The organism is Cohnella massiliensis (genome assembly GCF_900169535.1).
Taxonomy (GTDB): domain Bacteria; phylum Bacillota; class Bacilli; order Paenibacillales; family Paenibacillaceae; genus Cohnella; species Cohnella algarum.
Genome location: NZ_LT821259.1, coordinates 1,974,153 through 1,994,600, shown reverse-complemented (window position 1 = coordinate 1,994,600; position 20,448 = coordinate 1,974,153). Strand labels below are relative to the sequence as shown.

The following is a 20,448-nucleotide window of genomic DNA, read 5'->3' as shown; positions in this document are numbered from 1 at the left end:
TTTCATTTTCAACGTGTACCCCTTCTTTCGGTTTGATGTCCTTACTATGAATATACTCGTCCGCCTCGCGGCTTCCAAGTTTATCCCTTGATCGCGCCCAGCAGCATACCCTTCGTAAAGTGTTTCTGGATAAACGGATAGACGGCGATGATCGGCAGGCTTCCCGCGATGACGGCGGCCATCTGCATCGCGGCCGTAGGAACGGTCACCTCGGCTTGCAGCTCGCTGGATTGCGAAAGCAGCAGCATGTTGCGGATGACGACCTGCAGCGGATGAAGGTCCGAATCGGTAATGTACAGCACGGCGGAAAAAAAGGAGTTCCAGTGCCCGACCATGTAGAACAGGCCGACCGTCATGACGGACGGGACGGACAGCGGCAGCACGATCTGCCACAAAATCCGGAATTCCTTCGCCCCGTCGATCTTCGCGGACTCGAACAGCTCTTCCGGAAGATTTTCGAAAAAGCTTTTCATCACCAGCACGTTAAAGGTAGCGATCGCGCCGGGGACGATCAGCGACCACACCGTGTTCAAAATCCCCAGCGATTGGACGATCAGATAGGTCGGAATGAGACCTCCGTTGAACAGCATCGTCACGACGATGAACAGCAGGAAAAACGTGCGCCCCTTCAAATTGCGGCGGCTGAGCGGGTAGGCGGCGATCGTCGTCAACAGCAGGTTGACGATCGTGCCGACGACGGTGACGAACACCGTGACGAGCATGGACCGGCCCAGCGCGGGATCGGCGAAAATACGTTCGTACGCTTCGAAGGAGAGGCTGCGCGGAATGACCACGAAGCCTCCGTTCTTGACGACTTCGCTATAAGGCGTAAGCGACATCGAGACGACGTACAGCAGCGGGAAAATGGACATCAGGGCGACCGCGATCAGGATAGCGTAGACGAATCCGTTAAACACCCGGTCCGATTTGCCGGTTACCATATGCTTCCCCCCCATCTTTTCGCCAGCTTGTTCGCGCCGATAATAAGCACGAAGCCGATCGCGGATTTGAACAGGCCGACCGTCGTCGCGAGACTGAAGCTCATCTGTTCGAGCCCGGTCCGGTATACCCACGTATCGATGATGTCGCCTACCTCGTAAACGCGCGGATTGTAGAAAACGAAGATTTGCTCGAAGCCGGCGTCCATAATGCTGCCGATTTTCAAAATGAGCAGCAGCGTAATGACGTTGCGAATTCCCGGCAGCGTCACGTGCCAGATCATTCTCAGCCGGCTTGCTCCGTCCACTCTTGCCGCCTCGTAGAGCGTCGGGTCGATCGCGCTGATCGCCGCCAGATAGATGATGGCGCCCCAGCCGAGATCCTTCCAGATTTCCGTGGAGACGAGCACGGTCCGGAACCATTCGGTGGAATTCATGAACGGGATGGAGCCGCCGCCCGCTTCCGTGATCCACCGGTTGATCAGGCCGGTCGTTTCCGACAGGAACGCGATCGAAATGCCGTAAATGATGATCCAGGACAAAAAGTGCGGCATATAGCTAAGCGTCTGCACCCATCTTTTGAGCCAGCTGATCCGGCATTCGTGGAACAAAATGGCCAGCACGATCGACGGGAACATGCCGAACACGAGCTTGTACAGGCTGATCAGGAGCGTATTCGACAGCAGCTGCGAAAAATACGGCGATTCGAAAAACTGCTGAAAATACTTGTACCAGGGATCGGCCCACGGGCTGTTCAGGATGCCGTCCGTGAAATTGTAGTCCTTGAAGGAAATGATGACCCCGTACATCGGCAAGTATTTGAAAATAAAATACCAGACGAGACACGGGAGAAGCATCAGATAAAGCGCCTTCATTTGCCAGATGCCGGCCAGCTTCCTGCCGGCTTTGGTGCCGGAGGCCATCTGCGCCGGCGCCGCGATCTGCTGTTTCATAGCCTCAACTCGTTTCATCGTTATCGTTACCTTCATCATAACGAATCGGCGGAGCGGGCAATATCATCGTATCTGTGGGATTCCGTGCACGATTCTCACTTTGTTTTCGGTTTCTTTTTGCCGTATTCGATCGCAAACGTAGCCGGGAGCGGCGATTTGAAAAAGGCTTTGCCGGCCTTCGGACGGTATTCGGCTTTGAGCGGCACTCTATCGCCTGCGTCGTCCGGGAGACGGTATACGTTCACTTTGCCCGGGGCATCCCCTTTGTTCAGCTTGTAGGAAAGCGCGATGTCGACCGGCTTCGTCGCAAAAGCTTCGCCCCGTCCGTTCGTCAGTTCAATCCGGTACGTATCGCCCGTACGGACGACGCGAAGCTTTATCCGCGCTCCGTCGGCCGTGCCGCCGCGGACAAGCTCGCCCGCGGGCAAATCGATTTCGGCGATGCCGAGATCGAGGCTGACCCGGCAGGAGCAGGCTTTGCGTTGAAGCGGCTCCGCCGGCAAGTCGAGCGAGATGTCCGAGACGCCTTCCGGGATGGCTGCGGCGATCGCGATGTTTTTCTTTGGCGATGCCGAAGCCGCCTGGGCCACGATGTCCGGAGCCAGCCGAACGTACGCGGCGCCGTTGCCGTCGAGCCCCGGTTCGGCCCGGATGACGCCCTGGCGATAAACCGCCGGCGTATACGACGGCCCGGCTTCGAGCGTCAGCGTCCGGGACGACCGGTTGCCCGCGCGGTCGACGGCCTCGACGACGATCCGGTTCGTCCCTTCGGCGAGATGGACGGAAACGGCAAACCGGTTGCTCCAGCTTTCTTTGTAAGGGGTCTCCAGCTCGGTTCCATTGTGCGTCACCGTCAGCGATACGACTTCGTTCGCGCGGCCCCGAACGACGTAATCGCCGGCGGTTTCCGTTCCGTCCTCCCGATCGAACGCAATCGTAGGAGCCGACGAATCCGGAGCGTTCGCCGCGCCGGGGTGCGTCGCTCCGTAGCCGTCCCGCTCCGCGAGCGAAAATTTCACCGCGTCGGCGATCGTCGTATTGGAGCCGTTGGAGACGATTTTCACATAGCCGTCCGATCCCGCCTCCATCGGGTAGGTGCCGATGTAAACCCAGCGGTTGTCGTCCTGCGTCTGGTTCGCCCGAACGCTCGTGTCCGTTCCTTCCGCGTGGCCGATTTCCAGCGGTGCGGCGGTAACGCGGTCGGCCGAGGCGTTCCACAGCATATAGACGTTGTAATCGCCGGGCTCGGTAATGTAGGGCGTCCATTTGGCCCATTTGCCGGGCGTTTTGCCGTCGTGGTAATAGTTTGCCCCGTATCGGGAAGCGGAGTACGTGCTCGGCGTCCAGGGCGAATCCGACGTAAATCCGGCATCCAGGTTGTCGACGATGACGTCTACGCTCAGGTCCGGTTCGGTCGAAACGGCCAGCTCCTCCGAAGGCGCGGAAACGTTGCCCGCTTGGTCGACGGACTGGACCCGGTAATAATAGACGGTTCCCGCTTCGAGCCCGTTGCGGTCTTCGAACGCCGGCTCCGTCAGCAGCGACGCGATCCGGTTGGCGGCGGTCGGCTCGAAGCCGGGCGTTGCGCCCCGGTAAACATGGTAGCCGAGCAAATCGTCCGCCTCGACGGGAGACCACCCGAGCGAGATGCGGAACGCCGCCGTTTCCGTGGCCGCAAGTCCCGTCGGGGCTGCCGGCGGCTCGGCATCGACGGCCGAAGTCGTCGCCGAAACGGGTTCGCTCGGCGCCGAGACGTTGCCGGCCATGTCGATCGCCTGCACGCGGAACGAATACGGCGTTTCCGGCTGCAGCCCGGCTACGCTGAACGAGGTGCCGTACGTTTCCGCCACGGGGGCTCCGTTTTCGTCCAGCACCCGGTAGCCTTTCATGCCCGAATCCGCGTAGGCGGAAGCGTCCCAATGAAGGTCGACGGCATGCGGCGTCGTCTTGCCCGCCCGCAGGTTCGCCGGCGCGTTCGGGGGCGACGCGTCGTTTTCGTATTCCGGTTCGGGCAGCGGCTCGGCCAACGCGCCGTACAGAATGCCCGTACCGTTCGTGCCGACGTATACTCTTCCGTGCACTTGCCGGTCTCCGGTCATCGCGTTCGGGTCGTTCCCCGGAAACGGATTGTCGACGCTCGCCCTCGTCCACGTGACTCCCATGTCGTCGGAACGGTAGACGCCTTCTCCGTCGAAGCCGTCGACCGTGCCGTATACGAAAACGGCCGGATTGAGGCGGCCCGGCGCGTGCTTGCCGAAGCTGAACAGGAACGCCTGCCGAACGCCCGGAACTTTGCCGAACGATTCGCCGCCGTCGCTCGACCGGTACAGCCCTTGATCGTTCAAGCTTACCCAAACTTCGCCCATGACGCCCGGCGCGGCTTCCACCGTATGCCAGGCGGTCTGCTGCGCCGGCAGCGTCGAGACTTTTGCCCAGGTTCGGCCTCCGTCGGAGCTGCGGTAGAAGCTGCCGTTTTTTTCATAAACGTAAAACGTATCGCCCTGTACTTTATCGGCCGACAGAGGCTGATAATAGTTGCCGAAAATATGGTTGCCCGTCAGCAGTCCGGACGGCGCGCCGACCGCCTTCTGCCAGGTCGCGCCGCGGTCGGCCGTATAGTGGATATCGCCCATCTGCGGCACCCATACGATGACGTCGGGCGAGGTCGCCGACACCGCGACTTTGCCGCCTTGCGCTCCCTTGTAGGGCAGCGAGGCGAACGCCGTATAACTCGTGCCGCCGTCTTCCGAATAACCGCCCGAACCGGGATCCTCGCGGCCGTCTCCGTTCCAGCCGTACGTCCCGACGCGGACGACGAAGTTCGGGTCTCGCTGCTGCACGTCGATGCCGGTCGTCGTCAGCTCGTGGATGCCGTCCGTTCCCGTAAAGTAAGTGGAAGCCGGCACTTCGTCCAGCGATCGGTGATCGAACCCCCCCGTTGTCCGCAATGCCCGAATGGAGGATCGTTCCCCCGCCCGGCGGACTGACCAGATTGGCGACGTTCACGACCGTCTCCAACCCTTTCGCATCGTTGCGCCAAACGGTCGGCGTCGCATCGATATCCTCGGTCCGCCAGGGGTAATACCAGTCCGTCAGCCAGACCCGGCCGGGACGGAACGGGTCGAACGCCAGCGCCGACGTTGCCGACGACCAGTGCCAGTCGGGCATCCACGGCACGCGGATATCGCGTTCGTACGGCACCGTCTCCCACGTCGCGCCGCCGTCCTCGGACCGGTAAATCGGGTTGCCGTGGCTGTCGAGCTTGCGCGCCGCGATCAGCCGGTCCGGATTGGCGGGATCGATCGCGATGGAACCGAACGTTTTGCCCGTATCGGCGGCCGGCGTCCTGTCGGACCAAGCTCCGCTTTCATAGGCGGCAAGGCCGGCGCCATGCGCGACGTACAGCTTGCCGTTCGGGTCTACCGCCGCCCTGAGCGGCTGCGCTGGGCTGCCCGTCAGCAGCGTCCAGGTGTCGCCGTAATCCGAGCTGCGGTAAACGCCCGAATTGTGCACGCCCGCATAAATAACGGCGCTGCCTTCACCCGGCGAACCCGAAGACGGATCGAACAGGACGAACGTGACGCCGTGGGGCGAGCTGCCGGCGACCGGCAATCCCGCAACCCGGGTCCAACTGCCGGGCGCCGCCCCTTCCCCGCTGCGGAACAAACCGTCGTACCGCGATCCGAAAAAGACGACGGAGCCGTCGTTCGGATCGACTGCCAGCCGTTCCCCCGCGGTTCGGTTTCCGCCGTTCGCGGCCATGCGGACCTGGGCTCCGTTCGCGTTAAGGCCGGTGGCGGTCCAGGTTTCGCCCCGATCCGTCGATTTGTAAATGTCGCTTGGCCGCAAATAATCGTACTTGCCCAGCGCCGCATAGACGACGTCCGGATCGGTCGGATCGATCGCGATGCTTTCGCCGCCGTACAGATTGATCTGGCTGCGATCCGCCCAACCGACAAGCTGTTTCCAGCTTGCGGTTGTCTCGTTCCATCGGTAGATGCCGCCGACATCGGTGCGGATGTAGACGAGATCGGGTTCGGTCGGGTGAACAACGATCCCCGTAACATAGCCGCCTCCCCCGATCGGAACGCCGCCCCAGCTGTAGGTTCCCGTTTCCTCCTGGGCATAGGCCGCTTCCGCTGTCGCATCGGATGCGGCTCTCGCCGCCGGCGAGAACGCCGAAAGCAGCAGCAACAGGGCGATTCCCGCCGCCAGCAACCTTCGCGCTTTGTTCCTCCCCCATGCTTGTTCTAGCACAAAAACAACCCCTTTTTCCCCATATTCGGCGCTTGCCCGATCATAAAAACCACTCCTTTATCGCAGTTTGTGAAGCGCTTTCATAAATCAATTGCATCGTATCAAATGAATTCGCTCGATAAAATCAACAAATCTTCGTTCCGGCATGCAGATTTCATCTGTCTGCGGCTACGGCGCCTGCGGTTGCGGAGTCTTCGGATGCGCTGTAAGTGTTCCTACATATTTGTGTCGTCCGCTGCGTCCGAGTTTCATTCAATCCGAAGAGACTTCAGATTCGTGCGGTCTCCTGACGCGATTGTATGCCATTCGACACTTTCCCGCTTCCCCGCTTCGTTAGTCCATGTATCCCTTTGAAAAAAGCGAAAGGACTGCCGATCGGCAAAAAAGTTCTGCCAATCGTTCAGTCCCTTGACTTGATAATTTCAGCCCCTGAATCCCCTTCTTGCCCGCCAAACCCACCGTTAACCCGCCATGTAGTCCGTCCGGTACCCTTCTTGCCTTTCAAACCAAACCCATCGCCAATCCGCCATTGCGTCCATTCAGCCCCCGGCCCGGCCTGGCCCCGGCCCCCGTCAAAGCCCGACGCCGCTCCCGGACCCGGACGTTTCGCGCTTGCGGACCGTCCGGTGCTCGTTCGGCGTCGCTCCCGTCCAGCGCTTGAAAATTTTGAAGAAGTAGCTCGGATTCGAAAACCCGCAGCGCTCGGCGATTTCGGCCACCGCAAGCTCCGTCTCCTCCAAGTAAAACTTCGCTTCCTCCACCCGCAGCCGCTGCAAATAGTTGATGAACGTGTCGCCCGTTTTTTTCTTGAACAGGCTGCTCAAGTAATTTTCGTCCATGTTGACGTGCTGGGCCATTGCTTGCAGCGAAATTTCCTGGTCGTAATGCTGCTGAACATAACGGAGGATGGCGTTGATTTCGGGATGGTCGGTTTCGACCGGGTTTTGCCGTCCGCTGCCTTTGGCGTACCGCCGCATCCGGCCGTCCAGCTCTCGCAGCAGCGCGTCGTGCCGGACGCAAGCCATTAGCGCCGCGGTATCTTCCTGCGGCTTGCGGCTGATTCTCGCGAACAATTTGTCCAGCCGCTCCGCCGTTTCCTTGGCCAGCACCATCGGCAGCGCCCGCTCGGCCATATACGCCCATAAGCCGGCGAGCAGCTCCGCGCATTCGGCGATCGCGTGACGCTCGTAGGCCCGAACGACGGGCTGTTCGACCTCCCAGGGCACGCCCGGCATGTTCCACTCCGCGCCGTCCGTTTCTGCGCCGCCGCCGGTCGGTCGGCTATAATAAAAACGATCGAGCCAGCGGAGATTGGCCAGCCATTTCGCCTCGATCTCTTCCCCGCTCGCGCTGCGGCAGATGACCGGAAGCTGCCGGTCGGGCAGCTTCCGCAGCTCCGGCTGCGCCCCCCCGCTCCACCGGATGAACAGCGTCGTCTGCCCCATATGGGCAAACGAATGGACAAGCTCCCCGTTGCCGGGCGATACGCCGAGCAACGCGCAGAAGCGCTCGCAGCCGAACGGCTCGGACCCGCTCAGCGCAGTGGCGATCGTCAGCCGGCCGCCGTTCCAGCCATGCCGCTTCAGCTCCTCCAGCTTCTCGCGCTCATAGCCGCTCAGCTCCTTGCCGAGCATGTCGCGCCACAAATACCCGATCCGGCTGCCGATCGAGTCCCACAGCGCGCGTTCCTGCTGGCGCGCGATTTTGTCGAGCTCCGCCTTCGCCTTGCCGAGCGCGCCGATCAGCTGGTCGTCTTCCATCGACAGCTTGAGAATGTACCCGCTTGCGCCATGCTCGAGCGCCGCGCGCGCATACTCGAATTCGCCCGCGCACGTCAGCATGATGAACCGGGCTTCGCTGCCTTCGGCGCGGGCCGTCTTCAGCAGTTCGATTCCGTCCATATACGGCATGAAAATATCGGTAACGACGATATCCGGGTCGAGCTCCTTCATTTTCTCCAACGCTTCCTGGCCGTGCGACGCTTCCCCGGCGATCGTGAACCCGTGTTCCTCCCAAGGGATGGCGTTCCGGATCGAACGGCGGACGAACGGCTCGTCTTCAACGAGCAGAATTTTCCACATCGGGCTTCACCTCCATGTCGTAGGGGGAAGAGATGAGCAGGGGCATTTCCAGCACGACCAACGTGCCCTGCTCCAGCGGAAACAGCGAAAGAGACGACCGGTCCTTGAACAGCAGCTCCAGTCGGGCGCGCAAATTGCTGAGGCCGATCCCCTTCCGTTTGCGCCCGGATTTCGGTTTTTCGCCGCCCAGCCCTTGCCCGTTGTCCCGGATTTCGATCCGAAGCTGCCGTTCCCGGCGCGCGGCGGAGATGCGAATGGCGCCTCCGTCCTTCATATGCACCAGGCCATGGTAAATGGCGTTTTCCACAAGCGGCTGCAGGCTAAGCTTCGGCACGAGCGCATATTGCAGCTCTTCGTCGATTTCGTACTCGGTCTTGAAGCTGTGGTCGTACCGGAACGATTGAATGTACGCGTAAGCTTTGACCAGCTCGATCTCTTCTTTCAAATGGACCAGGTCGACTTCGCTGTTCAAACTCGATTCCAGCAGACGGCCGAGATTTTGGCAAATTTCGGACGTGGCGAGATCGCCGTGGTTGCGGGCGTTCCACTTGATCGTGTTCAATGTATTGAGCAGAAAATGAGGATTCATCTGGGACATGAGCATTTGAAAATGAAACGCCTCCTTCTGCCGTTCCTCCGTCCGAAGCCGGGAGATGAGGCCCTTGATGTCGCCGATCATCCCGTTGAACGCCTTGGCCAGCACCAGAAGCTCGCCCTTGAATCGGTGCTCGGGAATGCGGACGTCGAGATCCCGGTCGACCAGCTCCTTCATCGTTCGCTGGAGCGCGCGAAGCGGCCTGACGATGGAGGAAACGATCGCGTAGGTAACGCCGATAAACAAGACGACGGTGAGCGAAAAGGAAACGATCACCTCGCTTCTCATCGCGCGGAGATTGCCGGAGAGCGCCTCGAGCGGGAAGCGGGTGACGAGCGTCCAGTCCAGATTGGGCAAATAAATGCCGTTATAAATAAACTGGCTGTTCTCGTCCGTCGCATGGCGGTAAGGATCGTTCGCGAACAGCTCCCGCATGCCGAGAAGCTGCGCTGTCGCGCGATCGTCCTGCGGCAGCAATATCGGCTGCCTGTCGCCGTCGAACAAATAGTACGTCTGCTTGACCTGAAAGCCGTTCGTCATCGACTGAAGCCAGGTCCGGATATCGAGAGTGATGCGCAAATAGCCGAACGTGTCCCCGTCTACCGTCGTCAGTTTGGCGAACAGCGAGTAAAGCTCCGATTGCGGAAAAAGATCCGCCAGCAGGTCGCGCGACTCGTGAACGGCCCACATGTACGATTGACCGGTGTCGGACAGCGTCGCATACTCCGGCTGCCCCGTAATGTCCGAGACGGACACGAAGCGCTCGGGCTCCCCCTCCTCGGTCGTCGTATAGACATGGCCATATTGGTCGGCCAGCGTAATGTGGACCGGGGTAAGCGCGTTCATCAACCGCTGCTTCAGCGCGAGCAGCCGGTTGGCGATTTGCAGATCCCGGTCCGTATCCGCAAGCTCGCCCGGCGAGGACAGCATCGCGATCAGCTCGGGATCCCGCTCCAATTGCAGCATGCCTCCCAGAACGCCGATTCGCAAGTTTTCCATTCCGTTTTTGATCGAATCGAGTTGGGCGGCGTTTTGCTGCGAGATATTCGATTCCATCGCCGTTTCCAGCTGGCTGATGTTTCGGAGCTGCAGAAATGCGGAAGGAACGAGCACGAACAAAAGGATCGAGACGAACAGCCGATTTTTGATGCTTGCCGGCCAAAGCGACCTCCATGCCTTCATGCCGCGACCTCCCGAACATTCATGATATGGGCAGTTTACCACAGAAAGCCCCGAGACCGGAACATGCCGCCCCCGACATGGGAGGGCGGCAAATCGGCCGTTATCGGCTTTCGGGAGCGTAACAGCGAATTTCGCTTACCGCGGCCGATGGATCGCCGTTAGTGGCATAGACGACGATCCTTAGCCGGGAAGCGAAAACACCGTTCGGAAAATCGTGCGCCCGGCGCTGCCGGAAATTGTCGCGGACGCGGACGAGCTCGCGCCATTCCCCGTTCGCGTAAGCTTCGACAGCATATTCCTTCGGGCATTGCGGATCGCGATAAAATGGCGGATACCCGTGATATTCCCGAAACAGATGCCCGGGGAACGCAAGCTCCACCCGTCCGATCCGGCGGGGCGTTTCCCACTGCAATCCGATCCATTGCGGCAGCGGCCGGGCGGGATCGGAGCGCCACGCGTTCGTGAAATCGTAGGGGCGGGCGACGCCGGACAAGACGTTGGATGCCCCGTAGGACGGCTGCGGCGGATCGATCCGGAAGCTGAGCGTCCCCCCGTCGCGATAGCGGCGCATCCGGCCGGCTCCCATCTCGAACGCCGAGACGTGGCCCGGCAAAATCGTTCCGGCCATATGCCATTCGACATTCGGATTGGCCATCAGATCCAGTCTGACATAGGTGCCGGGGACAAGCCCGTCGTCGGCGCCGATCATGACCGGCCACTCGATCCAGACCTTGTTCCCCGGCGGCACGTCGAGCGTCGCCGTCGCCAGCGGAGGATAGGGTTCGGCGCGGTAATCCCAAATATGGTCGACCGGCACAAGCGCCGCCTCCACCTTCTGCACGCTGTCCGTTCCGTTGCTGAGGCAAACGGCCAGCGCGTGAATTTCTTCCGCGCCGACGGCGATCCATTGCCCGCGGCGGCAGGTCAGCGGTTCCGCCGTTTCTTCGAGGGCAAACGGACGGAACCCGCCGGTTCGGTCGGAGCTTTCGGGCCCGACTCCGTAAACGCTTGCCGCGCTGCTCGCCTCGGCATGGGCGACGCGTGCCATATCGCCCGGATCCTCGTTTCGGACGTTCGGCAAGAAGCAGCCGTCGCGCAGCAGCCGCTGCTGCACTTCCGTCATGCAGGCATCCGGCACGTCGGCGACGCCGATGCCGTTTCGGAGCGCGAACGCCGCCGCCGTGCCCGCCGCTTGTCCCATCAGCGCCGTCGTCGCCATGACCCGCACCGTGCCGAGGGCCGCATGGGAGACGCTGACGTTGCGTCCGGCCGTCAGCAAATTGTCGACGTCCTTCGGAATCATAATCCGCAGCGGAATGCCGTACGGCCCGCAATAGCTTTTGATCGCGTAATCGCTTGTTTCGGAATAGCCTTCCGCGCTCGCCGGCTCCGCCGTCGGCGCCAGCAGTCCGCCCGCCGTGTGCAAATCGATGAACCAGCCGCCGTAGGCGATCTCGTCAGGGAATACCGTCTTGTTCGCCGGATCGTGTTCGGTCATGAAGTAGCGGCCGATAATGCGGCGGCTTTCCCGTTCGCCCGGCACCTGGCCGATCCAGTCGAGCGCGTAATTCGCCGCTTTTTCCTTCAGCTCCGGGTCGCGGTTTTTGATCCAGTCCCAAATGCCGAGCGTATGCCGCGTAAGCTCGTGCCGAATTTGCTCGTTGTCGTAAATCGTGTTCCACGGCACGCCGATTTCGATCCACCAGTAGCCGGAGACGAGGTCGTAAAAATGCCGGCCCTGCTTGTAAAAATAGGCGGGATCCTCGTGCTTGACCGCCCACTCCGGCGCGCGGAACGGAACCGGACGGCCCATATCTTTCGCCCGGAAATGAATGGAGCTGCCCATCGTATCCTTGCTCGCCCGCGAGGGCGCGTGCGGTTCGCCGAATTCGTCGCGGCCCTCGGTCCCCCATCGCCATTCGCACCCGGCCTTATCGGCGACGACGCCGTCCCCGGTGCTGTCGATAAACACTTTGCCTTGGACAGTCAGCTCCGTCTCGGCGCCGGCGATTTTGACTTTGACGGCGCTAATCTTGCGCGGACCGTCCATGACGACTTCCGTCACCGTCGAGTTCAAGTGAAACGCCAAATTCGGCGTCGACATCGCCATATCGTACATCGTCATGTCCCATACGCTGTTCGTCCAGCCGTTTTCGCGCACTTTTTCGTGATTGGCGGCGCGTTCCTCCGCCAGCAGCTCCGAAATGATGCCCGTTTCTCTTGCGTAAGCATGAAACTGGGCCGCCCCGTGCGGCGTCACCCGAATTTCCGACGAACTGTTCCCTCCGAACACCGGCCGGTCTTGAATGATGCAGGTGTTCATCCCCTGCCTGGCCGCCGCCACCGCCGCGCAAAACCCCGCCAAACCGCCGCCGCACACGACGACGTCGTACTGCTCCTTTATCGAAACGCTCACGCCGATACCTCCAATGGCTTTCATCGTGCTTCTATTGTAAAAATCGCCGGCTTGAAGGTCGATGAACATATCTTGGGGAAGCAGTGAACATATCCGCTTGCTTCATGCGGCCGCGCTCGGCGGATGGAGAAGTCGGGGCCTGTTTATTCGGGCCGATCCAGCGAAAAAATTTCGCCTAACTTCCCGTAGCTGTTGCCGGCCAGGCGGCTGACCGGCTGCAGCCCCCGCGCGTCGATACGCCCGTCCTGCAGCAGCCCGTCGTCCACGTGGAAGCAAACGACGCGTCCGATCAGCAAATCGCAGGCCGGCTCCTCCTCCGTTCCGCCCAGCGGATAAGCATGCTCCAGCACGCATTCCATGCGGATTTTCGCCTCGGCGACGCCCGGAACGATCACCTTCTCGCTCGGGACCGCCGTCAAGCCCGCGAACGGAAGCTCGCTTTCCTCCGCGGGCAGGTTCGCCGCAGCTTGGTTGGCCGCCTCGACGTTGGCTTCGTCCGTAATATGCACGACAAACGCGCCGGCGGCAATCGCATGGCTCGCGGTATGCTTGGGCCGGCCGTTTTTTCGTTGGACGGATACCGAAATCATCGGCGGGTTGGCCGTTACGATGTTGAAATAGCTGAACGGCGCGGCATTCACGACGCCCGCTTCGGACAACGTCGTCACCAGCGCGATCGGCCTTGGCAAAATGCTGCCGATCAACAGCTTGTAATTGTCGCGCTCGCTTTGTTCCGACGGATCGATAATCGCCATAGTTGAGCCTCCTGTTTTTTCGGTTTGACGCGTCATTGCTTATCCGCATCCAGAACGCGGACGGAGAACGGCGTAAGACTTTGTTCGATTCGGGCGCGATTCGCTTCGAACCAGGCCGGCAGCATCAGCTTTTCGCCAACGTCTCCCGCGGCTCGTCCTTTGCGAAACCCGGCGGATCGGTCGCGATATTTGCAGAGGCGAAAATTCATTTTTTCCGTAACCATTTGCCCGCGCCGCAATATGCTATAGACAAATGACTATTTTTATTGGAGGTTGCCCGATGGATCGCGGATTTTTTCCCGGCGGAGGTTTCGGCCGCCCCTTCTTTCGTCCGTTCCCGCACCCGTTTTTCCCGAACCGTTTCCTGTTTCCCTTTTTCTTCTTTTCCCCGTTTTTCTTTCCGTTTTTCCGAGACGGCAGCTCGGACGACATGGTCTACGCGCAGCATCAGACGCAGCCCGGGGATTCGCTCGCCTCGATCGGGCACAAGTACAACATGCCGCAAGCCATCCTGGAGGAAGCCAACCCGCATCTCTCCGATCCGAACCAATTGAGAGCCGGCGAGATGGTGTACATTCCCCGCATTTCCAACATGGTTTGTCAAAAAACGTATTCGGAAATGACTACGGCCGCCGCCCCGCAGCAGAAGATGTAATCCCCTCGGCCGTACAGCCGGACAATCGAAAGGGATGTTGCGGATGCGATTCCGCTTCATCCCTTTTTTTCCGTATCGCGAAGTTGACGCAGCCTGATCGCCTCGTCCCTTTGCCAGCTCCCGGTCCCGAACGATATAATATTTAAGGAAAGCTATTAATAGAAGATCGACAAGGGGATTCGGAATGAAGCTGTACCGATTGGACGCATCCGCCAAAAGAGAATGGGTGATTTCATCCTTGCTGCTCTTTGTTTTCGTGTTTATATTCGCCAGGTTCGCGGACGAATTGGCGGAGAACGGCTTGACCCGTTTTGACCTGTCCATTATCGAGCGGGTACAGGGAATGACGGCTCCGGAGCTAACCGCTATAATGAAAGTGTTGACGTCGCTGGGCTCAACGGCGGCCGTGGTCCTGCTCCTTCTTCTTCTCGTCGTTTTCCTGCTGCGGCAAAAAAAGCGACGGGAAGCCTTGTTCCTGGTCGTTGCCGCCGGCGGAGGCGGACTTTTCAACTTGCTGCTCAAGCGGACTTTCGAACGTCCGAGACCGGATATCCAGCGATTGATTGAAATCACCGGGTACAGCTTTCCGAGCGGACATTCCATGATTGCCGTCATCTTCTATGGAATGCTGGGGATTTTCTGCTCCATGTACGTAAAGTCGGGATTTTTAAAAATCTTCATCGGCGGCATGGCGATTGTCCTGATTTTGATGATCGGCCTGAGCCGGGTCTATTTAGGCGTGCACTATCCCAGCGACGTCATCGCGGGCTTCGCCGCCGGCGGGGCCTGGCTGTTGATCTGTCTTATGGGCTGGCGAACGGTTATGAACGTTCAATTTCACGATAGAGATTGAAGGGGAACCGATTTTCCTCTTACCTTGCGAACGAACGACGGTGAAACTCCCCGATCCAGCGGAACAACGTTTCTCCTCTATCGCTTACGCGCCAATCGGCGACTAAAGGCAAATACATGGCGCGATACGTTTCGGGAACCCAAATGTACTTATGAACGTAATCGGTCAAGACGAATCCGCAGCGCTGCCAAAAACGGATTCGGGCTTCGTTTTCCGCGCCGGGTTCCGCTTCCGCCTCGAGAATGATCGCTTGAAACCGCTTCTCCGATCGGGCCCAGTCGGCAATATTCCGCACGAACCGGCTCCCGATCCCGCGCTCCCGTTTCGCTTCCGCCACCGCCAAATAGTCGATGAGCAGCGCGTTCCCTTGCGGTATGTTGCCTGTCATGGCCATCGCCGCCACTTCGGTTTCCGTGCTTTCCGTATGCAAATAACTTAGTCGCCGTTCGAACATCGCCCGAATGACGGCATCCGGTTTCCGGCTAGGAAACGCCTCCCGATAGATCCGCAAAGCCGCTTCGCCGTGAGGCGCTTCCAACCTGTCGAATGTGCTGAATATCATCGCGACCGCTCCTTGGGCTTGCTCTTGCCGGATCGACGCCCCCTCTCCCAGCTAAGTATGTTCCTCCCACCGGCACGGTTCTATTCCGAACTCGGTAAATATCGCCTCGAACGACGAGTCCTCCGGACTGCAAGCGTAAACGCCGAACCGGATCGCTTCGCCCCCTTCAAGCAATCGGAAAATGCGCATCTGCCGGTAATTCGTCCCGTCGTATGAGGCTTCAATGAGATAATCGCTTCGCCGGCGGCTGACCCGATAAAAAATCGAACGGATGCCGGCAGGAATGTCCGTCGTGGCCCAATCCGAGTACCCCCGATTCGTGACGACGCTGCCGAGCCGTTGGAACGTCTCGTTTTCATATTCGGTCGAGGCTTTGAACCAGTTGTCGCTGTCTAGGTACACCAAAATGCCGCATTGGTCGTATCGTCTTTTGCTCTCGAACTCCGTCTTGACCGAAAACGTAAAAAACGGGTCCGTCGTCTCGGTCAGCAGGGCAGGCGCGTTATCGTTTTGAAAGCCGTAGTACGTGCGCTGCCATAAATCGGTGCGCGGCTCGGTCCGAAGGACGACTCGGCCGGGATCGAACTGATACGTTTGCGGCTCGTTAAGCCAGCGGAATTGATCGATTTTCATTTTCCCTCCAAGTTCCGGTTCCGGGTTCATTTCTCTACAATAACCAAAGACAAAGAAGCGTTGTTTCCTCCGTTGCTCATCGCTCTTTGACTGACGACTTTCCACCCGTCCGCCAAATACTGGTTCAGCTCATCGAGATTGTTTTTCTTCTCGGTCAAAAAATAGACAATGATGGCTTTCTGCATGATTTTACCTCTTTCATCCCTTAAGTTTCGAGGCGAAAAGCACTTCCATTATACCATGGGTTACATCGGCTGGTAATATAAAGAAACCTGCGCCCCTGAGTCTGCAAAATCGCCCCCATCAGGCCTTTCTCTATGCGCTTTTGTGTGATTTTTCATACAAGAACCCTTCATTTGCCGCTTTTATGATGATATTTGTACGATTTATCATACAAAGTCGGCCCGTCAGACGGTTCCGCATACATTTTTGTATGATATTTCGTATAAATCTGTCTGCGGGACCGTACCGCCCCTCATATCAAGGCTTCTTTGAGTTGTGACTTTCATCACATGAATCGGATATTTTGCGCACTAAAATAGAAATCAAAAATTCGGGATTGGAGGACACACAAATGAAGACGGAATGGATGTCGAACCTGCTCTCCATCGGCGAAAGCGTGGGAAAGACGGCTTCGGTAGGCGGTCATCTGATTGCAGACAAGATAAGCGTTTATGGCTTCTTCGTCGTCTGCCTTTTATTCGTGGGCTGCTTTCTGACGGTTCCGGCGCTAATCTACGAGAAATATTACAAAGTCGATTCTTTAAAAAAGCTCCCCCTGCCCTGCTTCCAGGACAAGGGGAGCCGAAGCGCCGCTAACGAGTTATCGTTTCATCATGTGTCTACGGCCTGCCCATACGCCGAGGGCGATCAGCCCGAAACCCGCCAAATAGAACGGATAGCGGCTTGCTTCGCCGGTTTTCGGAAGCGTCTTGACCGGATTATCCGATGTCGGAGCTTGCGTTTCCGGTTCGCCTCCGCCGAGCGGCAATTCCTCCTCTTCGATTTCGACGACAGGCTCTTGATCGGGCTCCGGAACGTCCGTCGAAGGCGTGTCAGGTAATGTCGGTTCGCCTTTCGGGATCTCTTCATCCGGTACTTCCACTTCTTCGGTTGGCGTCCCTGGTTGAGTTGTCTGCGGCTGCTCCGGATTGTTGTCCGTCGGAACCGGTATTTCCGGAACCGATGGACCGCTTGGAGTTTCGGGATTCTCCGATCCGTTATCCGGATTTTCTGATCCGTTATCGGGATTCTCCGATCCACCATCTGGATTATCCGATCCGTCATCCGGATTTTCCGATCCACCATCTGGATTTTCCGCTCCGTCATCCGGATTCTCCGTTCCATCATCGGGATTCTCCGATCCGTTGTCCGGATTTTCGGGTTCGGAAGGCTCGCCAGGGTCAACCGGCTCTTCCTTGCGGTTCGTAACAATTAGTTTCTTCACATGTCCTTGGCTTACGATACTGGAGTCGATCGTTACGTTTCGCTCAGCCTGCTCGATCGTATAGCCTTCCGGAGCTTCCAGCTCCTTCAAAATATAATCGTCGTACAGCAGCTTCGTAAACAGGATTTTGCCGTCGGCATCCGTCGTTTTGACGATCGCCGCCCGCTTGCCCGCCGCATCGTAAAGTGCGAACTTCGCTCCCGAAAGCGGCTTCGCCGGATCGTCCTGATCGACCTTCGTCACTTCCAGGCTGCCCGTGACGCCGCCGCCCGAACCGGAGCCGGAGGAAGTGCGGACAATGATCTCTTCCGTCGTTTCCCTGAGCTCGGTCTTCAGCTGATCTCCTTCGAGCGCCACCTTATTTTGCACGGTTTCTTTATCTCCGGCGGTAATAAACGATTGGTATTCCAAAATATAGGCCGTGGAGATGTCTTCCGCGAACCTCAATTCAAACGTCTCTTGATCTCCGTCAAGCCTGGAGATGGTCAACGCATAGTCCTTCCCTTTCGTCAACTCTTCGGCTTTGACCGCATCGCCGTTTGCGCCGATTTCGGTAGCGTACAGGCGGAACGAATCCTCGATCAAAACCTGATTCGCGCTTGGATAGTCGATGATTCTGGCGTTGGAAATATGCGACTGGCCTTCATTGATACGAATCGACCAATCGATTTTGCTTCCGTTTTGTCCGCCGCTTTTCGTCACATATTCGCCGCCGTGGGGAACCGTCACGCTGGCATTCCATGTCGCCGTTTTATCGCTGCCATTCCACAGCTCGGCAGTATTATCGATATTTTTGACAATCAACGTACCCTGCAGCGATGTTTTGAACTCTATCCAGTAGGCGGATGAGATCGGGCGGGTAAAATGAATGGACAGCCGGTTGCCGTTCGCTTCGGACGGTTCCGTCACCTCGTACAGGTTAGCCGGTACTTCAACGTCCTTGGCAACGCCATTGCGTCCTCCCGTCAGTTTCATCTCATACACCTTGACCGAATCCGGAACAAGCTTCTGATTCTGTTTCAGAACATCCGTTACGATTGCATCGGCAATCGGATCGAGATTGTAGTTCAACTTGATGTTCCACGTAATTTCCTTTTCGACCGGATTGTAGCTGCCGTCTTTGCCGCCGTTATTTTTCGTATATTCGTCAGCGGAAAAACTTGCGCTCCGTTCGATCGGTCCTTTCTCCACGCCGTTTTCAAGCCACGTCATCGAAGCTTTGTTGATAAAATTCCCATTCTTGTTCTTCAGCCAGCCGATGTTAAACTTCGTTTCATACTCGATCGTATACGTGGTGTCGATGGTTTTGGCGAACTTGATGACAAAGCCGGCGCGCACTTGATCGTATTCCACTTTATAATCGCTCGATGGAACGGTTTTCCCGTCGGCTTTTACGATCACCGAATTCGGAACGAATTCGAGACCGTTATTCGGGAACGTATCCGTAATTACCACGTTGTCCATGCTGTATTTGCTTCCGTCCGGCTTTTTATCGCCGTTGACCGTAATTTGCCACTTCGCCGTTTTATCGGCGAAATTGACATTCGAGACGCCTTTCGCCAACGCGCGGCTTGTTGGGCCGGGGTTGTCGCTTCTTTGGACGATTCGCCCGAAACGACTTTATTTTTGACCTGCTGGCCTTCGGCGCTCAATCGATCGACCGGCTTCGTTTGGTAAACGATCGTATACGGCGAATCGATATCCTGGTTGAACTGAAGTTTGAACCCGTTCGTGCCCGTCGCTTCGGCCATATAATCATCCGCAGAAAGCAAATCTTTGGCATTCGTCGAATTCCCTTTATACACCTTCAGCGAATCGGCAATCCACGTATGAATCGAATTGAATTCATCCGTGATGACCGCTTGGTCTTTCGGAATCTGTTTTTCGTTGAAGTTGTATTTCACCGTCCAAGTGACGATTCCGGTATCTTTATCTTCGCGATACGATTTGGTCAAAAATTCTCCGCGATCCACCGTTACCGATGCGGTCGCTTTCGCTTCTTCCCTGTCATCGCCGGACAGAACGGCGGTATTTTCAAACTTCACCTTGCCCGACGGCCCGTCGGTCAGCTTCGTCGAGAAACGAATCTCATACGCCTTGCCGATCGTCTCATCCGCGAACGCAAGCTCAAGTTTGGCGCCGTTATTCGTAGCGACCGTAACCTTGCTGTCCTCTACCTTGTCGCCAAGGAGCGTCGATCCGTCTCCGTTCACTTGCAAGTGATAAACCTCGACAGAACCGTCGATAAGCTCCAGACCCTCTGGCATTGCATCGGTGACGACCGCATGTTTGATTTTGTCAAGCGTCGTATTGATCTTGACGGTCCAGTTTATCTGATTTTTGCCGACCGCATTTCCTTGCTTTTCGATCAGCTTTCCGCCCTGCGGCTTCAGGCGAACGATTACGGTCTGCTCGCCGCTTCTTACGGGAATGGCGATTATGATTTCCGTGCTGCCTTTAATGAGTTCCTTCCTGAATTCCGTGCGAATTTCCAGCTTGCCGCTTACGTTGGAATGGTTCTCCACGTAATCGTTGAAGGTCATGACGACCTTTCCGTTCCGATCGACCGTAAATCGGCCTACCTCGCCTTGATCGGAAACGAGCGGTTCGTTAATGTCGGTAAAAATTTCAAACTGCGTCGGCAGCTCGAAGGTAAACGTATCCCCGGCCTTGTAGCCGTGTCCGTTCGGAAGCTCCCATTCGTAGCTGAGATTGACAGCTGCGCCGATATCCAAACTGCTGTCCGGATGATACACGGCATCGATCACGGAACCGTTCGTATCGGTTAACACAACTTTTGTTAAAATATTATCCGAATGAACGACTGGCGATGTCGGGTTATAGACGCTATACGTCACACCATATACGGATTCCTGCACGCTTGCCGCAGCATGGGTCGTCCAGGCCGATGCGCCAAGCAGCGTTTGGAACAGGAGCAACAGGGCCACAGCGAATGCACTTGCTTTTTTCTTCATAGTCTCTCCCTCGTCCTCTTCATCACCCTCATACTATTGGTTCCGATCTTGCCTTTCCGTGCGCAAATCGCACCATGCACCCATCGGACGGTACCGATAAGGGACCATCGAGCTCATCACCTCCGCCATTTCCTATTGGCGCGACT

General features: G+C 57.9%; 15 protein-coding genes and 1 pseudogene. 2 read left to right on the top strand and 14 right to left on the bottom strand.

Annotated elements, in window-relative coordinates; all coding sequences use genetic code 11:
- Nucleotides 1-80 precede the first annotated feature (80 nt).
- The 9 genes and pseudogenes from B7E11_RS23010 to B7E11_RS29170 form a co-directional block, all read right to left on the bottom strand.
- Entirely contained in the window at nucleotides 81-941 is an 861-nt protein-coding gene (locus B7E11_RS23010; protein ID WP_080839235.1) for a carbohydrate ABC transporter permease, read from the bottom strand.
- Nucleotides 935-1,861, bottom strand: a complete 927-nt coding sequence (locus tag B7E11_RS23005; RefSeq protein WP_245809864.1) for an ABC transporter permease — start codon at nucleotides 1,859-1,861, stop codon at nucleotides 935-937. The genes B7E11_RS23010 and B7E11_RS23005 overlap by 7 nt, the downstream gene beginning before the upstream one ends.
- A gap of 125 nt (nucleotides 1,862-1,986) precedes the next feature.
- On the bottom strand, nucleotides 1,987-3,990 hold the full coding sequence (locus B7E11_RS23000; RefSeq protein ID WP_240353785.1) for a golvesin C-terminal-like domain-containing protein: 2,004 nt from the start codon (nucleotides 3,988-3,990) through the stop codon (nucleotides 1,987-1,989).
- Between the two features lie 409 nt (nucleotides 3,991-4,399).
- Complete coding sequence (locus B7E11_RS30450; protein WP_245809799.1) at nucleotides 4,400-6,148, bottom strand: WD40/YVTN/BNR-like repeat-containing protein; 1,749 nt, start codon at nucleotides 6,146-6,148, stop codon at nucleotides 4,400-4,402.
- A 572-nt stretch (nucleotides 6,149-6,720) separates the two neighbouring features.
- The gene (locus tag B7E11_RS29755; RefSeq protein WP_176220866.1) at nucleotides 6,721-8,229 is read right to left on the bottom strand and encodes a response regulator transcription factor; all 1,509 of its coding nucleotides are present in this window, start codon (nucleotides 8,227-8,229) and stop codon (nucleotides 6,721-6,723) included.
- Nucleotides 8,207-10,006 carry a sensor histidine kinase gene (locus tag B7E11_RS22990; protein WP_080839229.1) on the bottom strand — a complete coding sequence of 600 codons (1,800 nt, stop codon included), beginning with the start codon at nucleotides 10,004-10,006 and terminating at the stop codon, nucleotides 8,207-8,209. The genes B7E11_RS29755 and B7E11_RS22990 overlap by 23 nt, the downstream gene beginning before the upstream one ends.
- Before the next feature lie 100 nt (nucleotides 10,007-10,106).
- Nucleotides 10,107-12,422: an FAD-dependent oxidoreductase gene (locus B7E11_RS22985; protein WP_245809798.1), complete on the bottom strand. Its 2,316-nt coding sequence runs from the start codon at nucleotides 12,420-12,422 to the stop codon at nucleotides 10,107-10,109.
- Between the two features lie 143 nt (nucleotides 12,423-12,565).
- Nucleotides 12,566-13,177 carry a flavin reductase family protein gene (locus tag B7E11_RS22980; RefSeq protein ID WP_080839227.1) on the bottom strand — a complete coding sequence of 204 codons (612 nt, stop codon included), beginning with the start codon at nucleotides 13,175-13,177 and terminating at the stop codon, nucleotides 12,566-12,568.
- A gap of 32 nt (nucleotides 13,178-13,209) precedes the next feature.
- Nucleotides 13,210-13,364 (bottom strand): annotated as a pseudogene (locus tag B7E11_RS29170) (ring-cleaving dioxygenase); the annotation flags it as partial.
- 93 nt (nucleotides 13,365-13,457) lie between these two features.
- Between B7E11_RS29170 and B7E11_RS22975 the strand changes: the two are divergent.
- Nucleotides 13,458-13,832 (top strand): LysM peptidoglycan-binding domain-containing protein, encoded by a 375-nt coding sequence (locus B7E11_RS22975; RefSeq protein ID WP_080839225.1) that lies wholly within the window; start codon nucleotides 13,458-13,460, stop codon nucleotides 13,830-13,832.
- A 184-nt stretch (nucleotides 13,833-14,016) separates the two neighbouring features.
- Complete coding sequence (locus B7E11_RS22970; RefSeq protein ID WP_080839223.1) at nucleotides 14,017-14,685, top strand: phosphatase PAP2 family protein; 669 nt, start codon at nucleotides 14,017-14,019, stop codon at nucleotides 14,683-14,685.
- Nucleotides 14,686-14,704: 19 nt separating this feature from the next.
- Here B7E11_RS22970 and B7E11_RS22965 read toward each other — a convergent pair whose 3' ends face one another.
- The 5 genes from B7E11_RS22965 to B7E11_RS30440 form a co-directional block, all read right to left on the bottom strand.
- Entirely contained in the window at nucleotides 14,705-15,247 is a 543-nt protein-coding gene (locus tag B7E11_RS22965; RefSeq protein WP_080839221.1) for a GNAT family N-acetyltransferase, read from the bottom strand.
- A 51-nt stretch (nucleotides 15,248-15,298) separates the two neighbouring features.
- Nucleotides 15,299-15,880: a DUF1349 domain-containing protein gene (locus B7E11_RS22960; protein ID WP_080840946.1), complete on the bottom strand. Its 582-nt coding sequence runs from the start codon at nucleotides 15,878-15,880 to the stop codon at nucleotides 15,299-15,301.
- 26 nt (nucleotides 15,881-15,906) lie between these two features.
- A complete protein-coding gene (locus tag B7E11_RS29750; RefSeq protein WP_176220864.1) occupies nucleotides 15,907-16,065 on the bottom strand; it encodes a hypothetical protein in 159 nt (52 codons plus the stop codon).
- A 638-nt stretch (nucleotides 16,066-16,703) separates the two neighbouring features.
- The gene (locus B7E11_RS30445) at nucleotides 16,704-18,791 is read right to left on the bottom strand and encodes an LPXTG cell wall anchor domain-containing protein (protein WP_245809797.1); all 2,088 of its coding nucleotides are present in this window, start codon (nucleotides 18,789-18,791) and stop codon (nucleotides 16,704-16,706) included.
- Nucleotides 18,776-20,302 carry a collagen binding domain-containing protein gene (locus B7E11_RS30440; RefSeq protein WP_245809796.1) on the bottom strand — a complete coding sequence of 509 codons (1,527 nt, stop codon included), beginning with the start codon at nucleotides 20,300-20,302 and terminating at the stop codon, nucleotides 18,776-18,778. Before B7E11_RS30440 ends, B7E11_RS30445 begins: the two co-directional genes overlap by 16 nt.
- Nucleotides 20,303-20,448: the final 146 nt, after the last annotated feature.